This is a genomic window from Mahella sp. (genome assembly GCF_020054945.1).
Taxonomy (GTDB): domain Bacteria; phylum Bacillota; class Clostridia; order Mahellales; family Mahellaceae; genus Mahella.
Genome location: NZ_JAIHAU010000064.1, coordinates 1 through 8,031, shown reverse-complemented (window position 1 = coordinate 8,031; position 8,031 = coordinate 1). Strand labels below are relative to the sequence as shown.

Below are 8,031 nucleotides of genomic sequence, written 5' to 3'. Positions count from 1 at the left end.
AGCCGGATGGACCACCATGCCCTGAGGCTTATTTATGACTATTATATCTTCATCCTCATAGAGTATATTCAAAGGTATATCTTCAGGCTGTATATCGATCGGCCGCAACTCGGGAATATCTATTTTTATGACATCGCCATCCTTCAGTTTATAACCGTTCTTTATATGCTGGCCGTTTACTGTTATATTGCCGTTTTTTATAAGGTTTTGTATATGCGATCGTGTCCATTGTTCGAATCTTTCGGCCAGAAATGTATCCAGGCGTCGATCAACCTCATCCGCACTCACATAAAGCGTATATTCATCCATAACCGTTTTACACCATTGACTTTTTAGCATCGCTCACGAAAATTATATAATATCCGAACAATATAGTGCCTATAACTACTGCGGAATCGGCCACATTGAATATAGGATAATTTATAATACGAAAATCTATGAAATCCACGACATAACCCAACCGTATACGGTCTATGAGATTGCCTACCGCACCACCCAGTATAAGCCCCAGGCTTATTTTAAGCATTAAAGGCATATCCGGACGCGCAAATATCGCATATATTATAAAAGCGCATACCAGGACGGTCAGTGAAATAAACAGCCAACGCTGGTTCTGCAATATACTGAAAGCAGCGCCTTTATTTTCAGCGTATGTGAAATGAAGTACACCGTCTATTAACGGAATGGTATGCCCCGGCCGCTGAGGCAATATAGACGCCATCAAGTACTTGGTTATTTGATCGGCCGCCACTATAATGGCAGCTATTAACAATTGAAACAAAGGTATACCCCCTCTACAGCATTTTAATAATTATACCACATTGCTCATCTATCTGGAATATCGTTACCCTCCTCGGATAATTGTTCTTCATAATCCTCATTTATTGTTTTATCTACCTGCTGTACTATTCCTTCATCGTTTTCATCAAATATACCTTGCTGATCGCCCGTGCTATAACTGGGGTCATTTGGTACTTGATTATATCTAGCCACCGCCTGCCATGAATCCTCTCCGTCAAAGCCTATACGATCATCTCTGTCGGCTACACCGTAACCGTAGTATGAACCCAGCAGTTGCTCTTCCACCGGCCGATCATGATGCAGTTCCTCTATATCCGGCTGATCATTTTGCTGGCAACTTATGCATAATTCGGCATACGGCAAAATCTCAAGCCTGGAGCCGTCTATAGCTTTACCACATCGCTGACATACTCCGTAAGTGCCATCATTTATGCGCTTCAACGCATCATCTATACGCTGTATCACAAAACGCTGGTTCTGCTTTAATGCCATGGACTCCTCCATCTGAAAGGTTTCGGTGGCTATATCGGCCGGGTGATTATCGTATGTGGACAATTCCTCTATACTATCACGCAAAGAAGTATTAAAGTTATTCTTATCCATAAGCTCCAATGTATCCATAGCCTTGCTGCGCTCCTTAAGCAATAGGCTCTTAAAGTGCTGTAACCCTCTGTTTCTCATATCATTGCGGTCCCTCCATGTTCTGTTGTACTATTCTAACTATATCGGATATAAACTGGCCTATATAAGGCAGATTCAATACAACCAGTTTTTGCAATATATATAATATTACAGCCGCCAAAATGGTAAAACCTATGGCCATACCCAAGCCGCGCCAGAGACCAGCCATAAAATTTGACCAAAAGATTTTCCGTCGGTCGTTCAGATATTCCATATATTCTGCTACTTTCATAGATTCCATCTGTTTTATAAATTCGGTCAATCGCTCATCCAATTTTTTTATGGCGTCTTTATCCTCATCGGACATAACATCAACTCCGCTCAGTTAATTTACCCATTTAGCATCAGTTTTATAATCAAAAGAGATGAGCATCATTGATTCTGCTTTTTTGTTATTTTTCATATATGAACTCATGCAAGAGTTGCGTATTCTCCTCTATATCCGGCACCAATACTGCCATGCCTCGGATATTTTGGCTCTTAAACGTACCGTCAACCGGCAATCGATATTGTTGCATGGGCACATCGCCAAAGCTTAAAACAGTCAGGCCCAGTTCCAAAATCTCGGCATTTGATAAACTGGTTTCGCAATACTGCAATATACTGGCTACCATACCCGGCAATTGAATCGGGCCGGCATCTTTTACCCGCTGGAATAAAGCCTCCATGACACGCCTTTGCCTTTCGGTACGCTCATAATCGCCGTTGCCTACATAGCGTATGCGCGAATATGCAAGGGCCTGGCGTCCATCCAGTCTCTGCATCCCGGGTTTTGTTAAATTGGGCGACGGCTTGCCGCCGTTTAATTTATTTATCCCATTCAAATATGAATTCAAAAGCTCGATTTCACTGGATTTAACATCTATATCCACGCCGCCGAGTTCATCGATTATCTTGGGGAGGTCAAAGAAATCCACAGTCACATAATCGCTTATATCCATCTTAAAATTGGTATTTATAGTTTTTATGGCTAACGCCGGACCCCCATAAGCATAAGCATGATTCATCCTGTCACCTCCGTGACCTGGTATATCTACGTACATATCGCGCATAAGCGACGTCAACTTTACCTCTTTATTTTTCTTGTCGACAGAAGCTATCATCATGGTATCCGATCGACCTGTCTGATCTGGATCCCTGCTGTCTATACCAAATAATGCTACGTTGGTTACATCGTATTCAGGTGCCGGCTGAATCACATTATCGTCAGAAGGTGCAGGCGGCTTATATTCCGTGATGCCGAGATCTTCATCATCGAGTTTTGTTTGTTCGACGCCGCTCAACATCATATAGCCATACCCTATAACCCCACCGACGATAAACAGCACTATGATCCCCAATACAAGCAGCGCTTTACTAAGACAGCCCTTCTTCTTTTGTTTATTCTTAGACATATTCTCTCCCTTTCGCACAAAATGAAGCGGTATAATTCACTCAAATTATAACATAGAAACAATGGAATGTTATATGGAGGAAATAAAAAATTTACATTTTTCGAGCTGAATAGTCACGCTTATATTTTATAATCGCAAGAAAATGAAAATAATATATTATTTTATCACACTATATATACCCTCTCTGTAAAGAAGAAATAGGCGTTTTAGCCGAGCGGCCATTACGATGATCCGCAAGTTCATTCCCGTGCAATACCTCTGTATACACTTTTATGGTAGCAGAAGCTATCATATCCCAATTATACGCCTGCTGAACTTTATAAAAAGCTTTTTGGCACATTCTCGATGCCATAGATGGGTTATCCAACAGGCTTAATATACCGTCTGCCAAAGCTTGGGCATTGCCCGGCGGCACTTTATAACCGTCTATGCCGTCTACTACTATCTCGGATAATCCTCCGACATCGGATACCACTACCGGCACGCGGGCAGCCATAGCCTCCAGCGCCACTATGCCAAAAGGCTCATATAAACTCGGAAAAACAGCTATATCAGACGCTTTATATAATTTATTGCGCGTCTGCTTATCTACATAACCTGCAAATTGGACTTTCTCATACAGGCCCCTGTCCCACGTCATCCGTCTCAGCACATCTTCATAAGGTCCGTTGCCGGCTATAACAAACTTTACATCAGGATGCTTGGACAGCACTGCCGGAGCCGCTGCTATGAGCGTGTCTACGCCCTTCTCTCGTACCAACCGTCCTACGAAGCATATTATGCGCTGGCCAGGCGCCGCATATCTCAAACGAAAATCGCTTATATCGCCGTCTGCAGATAATTGTTCTATGTCCACGCCATTGGGCAATATACGTATCTTATCCTCCGGCAGTTGGAATACGAATCTGAGCTCGTCTTTCATATAATTGCTGCAACATATGACGCGCCATGCCTCATAGGTCAGCCACCACTCCACGTCGCTTATATAGCGTTGCATATCGCTGTGCAAGCCGTTGTTGCGCCCATATTCGCTGGCATGAATGGTAGCTATCAACGGCTTAGCATATATATGTTTAAGCGCTCTGCCACAGAATGCCATAAGCCAATCGTGCACATGTATTATATCGATATCCAGCCCATCATTTAAAAGCTGCGCAGCGCGTTCCAGCGCTGCCATATTCAGATGAAACACCCAATCTATGAAGTTATTGGTGGCTATATTATAAGGGCAAACACGATATACATATACACCATCATCCTCTTCAAACTCTTTAAGGGTATTATCATTACAAGTCATCACATAGACCGTATGTCCCATCTTAGCCATATGATGGGATAAATCATAAACATGGCTCGATATACCGCCCACGCTGCGCGGCGGGTACTCCCATGCAAGCATAAGAATCTTCATGGACGCGCTTCCTCCCTGCCTTTGCACATATACTTGATCTCACCGTTTCCCATATCTATATGTGCTCGGCTTTCATCATCAAAAAAAAGCACGACTCCGTCTTTACTTAATATTTTTACACCTACAATGGTCTTACCTTCTAATTGTTTCTGATCATTTATTGTATCCATCATCGCTTTCCTCTCTAAAAATACGCTGCCAATGGCATTCTATATTCCCTTTACCATCCCTTTCGAATATAACGTTGCTGCTATCATCCAACTCTATAGCAAATTCCTCTTTGCCCATAGAACGTACATCGGTTATCTTTTTGCCAATCATATGCGCGGCCACTTCCTCGGCCTTTTTTAATTTATAGAGGCGTTTATCGTATAGTTGATGCACCGTTGCCATGTTGTTCCTCCCTGCCTACGCAAAATAGTATATTTATTATACTTTTTTTCGATACATTTTATCCTGATCATGCGATTGTTTCATTTGATAAGTAAAAATTTCTATCCCAAAATCGTGTGATTTCTGTTATACTATTATATATTAATAACGCTAACGGAGGAACGTTGATGAAGAGAAAGCTGCTTGCCATACCCATACTTATATTATACATACTTGCACTTATGGCGTATACTCCGGTCGCATATGCCGAGCCAACATCAAGTGATACACCCGCTGATAACACAGTGGTTTTGTCGCCGCCTGCCGTATCAGCCAAAAATCTCATACTCATAGACGCTAAGACCGGCAATGTGCTATATGGTATAAATCCGGACCAAAAGGCGTATCCTGCAAGCATAACCAAGATATTGACCGCCGCCATTGCTTTGGAACAAGGAAATCTCAGTGACGTAGTAACCATAGATGAAGAGGCTTCTTTGGGTATACCAGACGGTAGCAGCGCTATTGTCATGGACAAAGGTGAACAATTCACTTTAGAACAGCTTCTATACGGCCTTATGCTTGTATCCGGCAATGATGCCGCAGTAGCTATAGGCAAGCATATATCAGGCACTACGAATGAATTTGTAAACTTGATGAACCAAAAGGCTAAGGAATGGGGAGCAAAAAACAGCCATTTCGCCAATCCACACGGTTTTCATAACGATGAACATTATACCACTGCTTACGATATGGCCATGATAGCACGTCATGCCATGACTATATCTAAATTTCGCGATATAGTATCAACCACATTGTATCTTGACATACCAAAAACTTTGAGAGGAGATCAGCGTCGCTGGGATAACATAAACTCTTTCGTACAGCCGAACAGCAAATATTACTACGAAGGGGCTACCGGCATAAAAACGGGATATACCAACCAGGCGCGCCATACATTGGTAGCATCAGCACAACGCAACGGTACGGAACTCATAGCCGTATTGATGGGTGAACCAAGCAAACCAGTCGCTTGGAAAGACGCCGCAGCCCTTATGGACTACGGCTTTAATGCTTTTGCTCGAAAGATAATAGCCACTAAAGGAACACCGCTCGGTACGGTAGACATCACAAACGGCTCAACATCCGAAAGTATAGCGGCCGTATTGGATCGGGACATAGAGATTATGGTACCTAAGACCAATGAAACCGTTCAACCGTCCGTACATCTTCCATCTTCCGTAACTGCGCCGATAAACAAAGGTGAAGTGCTGGGCAGTGTCGATTATATGATAGGTGAACAGAAGATAGCTTCAGCCAATCTGATAGCTCCGCAAAGCATAACTGCAAAACAAGCGGAGGCTATCCCTCCGCTTGTAACCGCAAATAGCAGCAGTGCCACATCGGCATGGTGGCAGATGGGCCTTGTACTTATAATAGTGGCCGCATTATGGATGTTGTATTCGCTAAAAAAGTCACATGATAATAACACCTATCGCTTTTAATCATCCGGCCTTATCCATTTGCTTTGGCTTAGCGAATATCATACGTCCTGCCGCTGTTTGAAGCACGCTGGTTACCATAACGCCTATGGTATGGCCTACGTGCTTTTTGCCGCCATCTACCACTATCATGGTGCCATCGTCCAGATAAGCGACGCCCTGTCCAGACTCTTTACCATCTTTAACCACTTGAACCAGCATCTCTTCTCCGGGCAGCACCATGGGCTTTACAGCATTTGCCAGTTCGTTTATATTTAATACCTGAATGCCTTGAAAATCGGCTACTTTGTTGAGGTTATAATCATTTGTAATAACCTTGCCATTATACAATTTACACAATCTGAGCAGTTTTATATCCACTTCATCGGCATCTTCAAAATCTACATCTACTATCTGTACATCAATATCCAGTTCTTTTTGTATCCTGTTCAATATATCCAGTCCACGCCGGCCTCTATTACGTTTCAACGCATCGGACGAATCGGCTATATGGCGCAGTTCCTTAAGTACAAAAGTAGGTATTATAAGAGGTCCCTCTACAAAGCCGGTACGACATATATCGAATATCCTGCCGTCTATTATAACACTGGTATCCAATATTTTAGGCATAACATTGACCGCATTGGTTGAGCCTTGTTTATCCTTTGACGCACTTTTCTTAAACATATTAACTAGACCGATTATGTCGTCTTTGCGCTTCACAGCTAGAGTCACACCTATATAGCACAACAATACATAGATTAATATAACTAAAGCTGTGGCCAACCATTTAACAGGGATAAGCATAACTGGTTTGATCAACAATCCGGCCACTACACTGCTTATTATGAGACCTATTACACCAAGCAAAACATCGACCATAGGCACCTTCTGGAGTTCCCATTCCATCCAGTTGGTAAGCGATGACATCCAGTGTATAAACCTGTTGGACAGCAAAAACGATATGACGCCACCTCCAATAGAGCAAACAGCATATAATGCGATGCTTTGCCATAGCGATAAACCAAACGTCAAAAAATCCGATATTAATAATGATATACCTGCCCCTATTATAGCACCTATAATTCCAAAAACTATTCTAAGCACTGTTATGAGCATTTAATATTCACCTCCTCTTATAGTATTTCCATTATACCATACTTTTATCATAAAGATAAGAAAATTTGAGGATTTTTGGATAAAAAATAAGCGCCTTTAATCAGACGCTCTGCCATATTCTTTCTTCTATAAGCCTCTCTATTTCATCTGCCCCAGTGCTATTAGCTAATGCCAACTCACTTACCAATATCTGTTTGGCGCTGTTGAGCATCTTTCGTTCGCCGGTCGATAAGCCCTTTTGCCTTTCCCGTATCATAAGACTTCTGACCACGTCCGCTACTTCATATATATCCCCGCTCTTTATCTTATCCATGTTAACCCTATAGCGTCGATTCCAATTTGTATTGTCGCCATCTTGATCGCCTTGTGATAACGCGGCCAGCACTTTTTTGCTCTCATCCTTATCTATTACATGCCTTATGCCGATATCATCAGCGTTAGATAATGGTATCATAATTTTCACATCGCATACCGGCAACTTCAGTATATAATATTTTTGCGTAGTTCCTAATATCTCTTTTTCCTCTATGGCTTCTACTATACCGGCGCCATGCATTGGATATACAACTTTATCGCCAATTTGAAGCACAATAATACACCTCTTGTCATAATTAAAACATTTAATTAAATTATAACATACATGATATAGCATTGTCAAATAAACTTAATATTGTACAGGGGTGAAGCATGAAATTTTATGATCTGTGCCTGGTTATTTCTGAAGAACCATATATTTACTTTTATTTGACGTTCACCTCTCTTGTCGACCATT

General features: G+C 42.0%; 11 protein-coding genes. 1 reads left to right on the top strand and 10 read right to left on the bottom strand.

What is annotated here, in order from left to right; all coding sequences use genetic code 11:
- From JG770_RS10130 to JG770_RS10095, 8 genes are all read right to left on the bottom strand, one after another.
- The coding region (locus JG770_RS10130) for a S4 domain-containing protein (RefSeq protein ID WP_291958561.1) at positions 1-309 on the bottom strand (309 nt) is incomplete at its 3' end.
- A 7-nt stretch (positions 310-316) separates the two neighbouring features.
- A complete protein-coding gene (gene lspA, locus JG770_RS10125; RefSeq protein ID WP_291958558.1) occupies positions 317-781 on the bottom strand; it encodes a signal peptidase II in 465 nt (154 codons plus the stop codon).
- 44 nt (positions 782-825) lie between these two features.
- A complete protein-coding gene (locus JG770_RS10120; RefSeq protein WP_291958556.1) occupies positions 826-1,482 on the bottom strand; it encodes a TraR/DksA C4-type zinc finger protein in 657 nt (218 codons plus the stop codon).
- Between the two features lies 1 nt (position 1,483).
- Positions 1,484-1,789, bottom strand: coding sequence for a DUF5665 domain-containing protein (locus JG770_RS10115; RefSeq protein ID WP_291958554.1), 306 nt, complete (start codon positions 1,787-1,789; stop codon positions 1,484-1,486).
- Positions 1,790-1,874: 85 nt separating this feature from the next.
- Entirely contained in the window at positions 1,875-2,876 is a 1,002-nt protein-coding gene (locus tag JG770_RS10110; protein WP_291958552.1) for an LCP family protein, read from the bottom strand.
- Between the two features lie 169 nt (positions 2,877-3,045).
- Entirely contained in the window at positions 3,046-4,287 is a 1,242-nt protein-coding gene (locus tag JG770_RS10105) for a glycosyltransferase family 4 protein (protein ID WP_291958550.1), read from the bottom strand.
- Entirely contained in the window at positions 4,284-4,460 is a 177-nt protein-coding gene (locus tag JG770_RS10100; protein ID WP_291958547.1) for a hypothetical protein, read from the bottom strand. Before JG770_RS10100 ends, JG770_RS10105 begins: the two co-directional genes overlap by 4 nt.
- Positions 4,441-4,680, bottom strand: a complete 240-nt coding sequence (locus JG770_RS10095; protein ID WP_291958544.1) for a hypothetical protein — start codon at positions 4,678-4,680, stop codon at positions 4,441-4,443. The genes JG770_RS10100 and JG770_RS10095 overlap by 20 nt, the downstream gene beginning before the upstream one ends.
- A 167-nt stretch (positions 4,681-4,847) precedes the next feature.
- On the opposite strand from JG770_RS10095, the gene JG770_RS10090 reads away from it, so the two are divergent.
- A complete protein-coding gene (locus JG770_RS10090; protein ID WP_291958541.1) occupies positions 4,848-6,164 on the top strand; it encodes a D-alanyl-D-alanine carboxypeptidase family protein in 1,317 nt (438 codons plus the stop codon).
- Here the strand turns inward: JG770_RS10090 and JG770_RS10085 are convergent, their stop codons facing one another.
- Positions 6,165-7,259, bottom strand: a complete 1,095-nt coding sequence (locus tag JG770_RS10085; RefSeq protein ID WP_291958538.1) for a PIN/TRAM domain-containing protein — start codon at positions 7,257-7,259, stop codon at positions 6,165-6,167. It lies immediately after the preceding gene.
- A 100-nt stretch (positions 7,260-7,359) separates the two neighbouring features.
- Positions 7,360-7,848: a CarD family transcriptional regulator gene (locus tag JG770_RS10080; RefSeq protein WP_291958535.1), complete on the bottom strand. Its 489-nt coding sequence runs from the start codon at positions 7,846-7,848 to the stop codon at positions 7,360-7,362.
- Positions 7,849-8,031 lie beyond the last annotated feature (183 nt).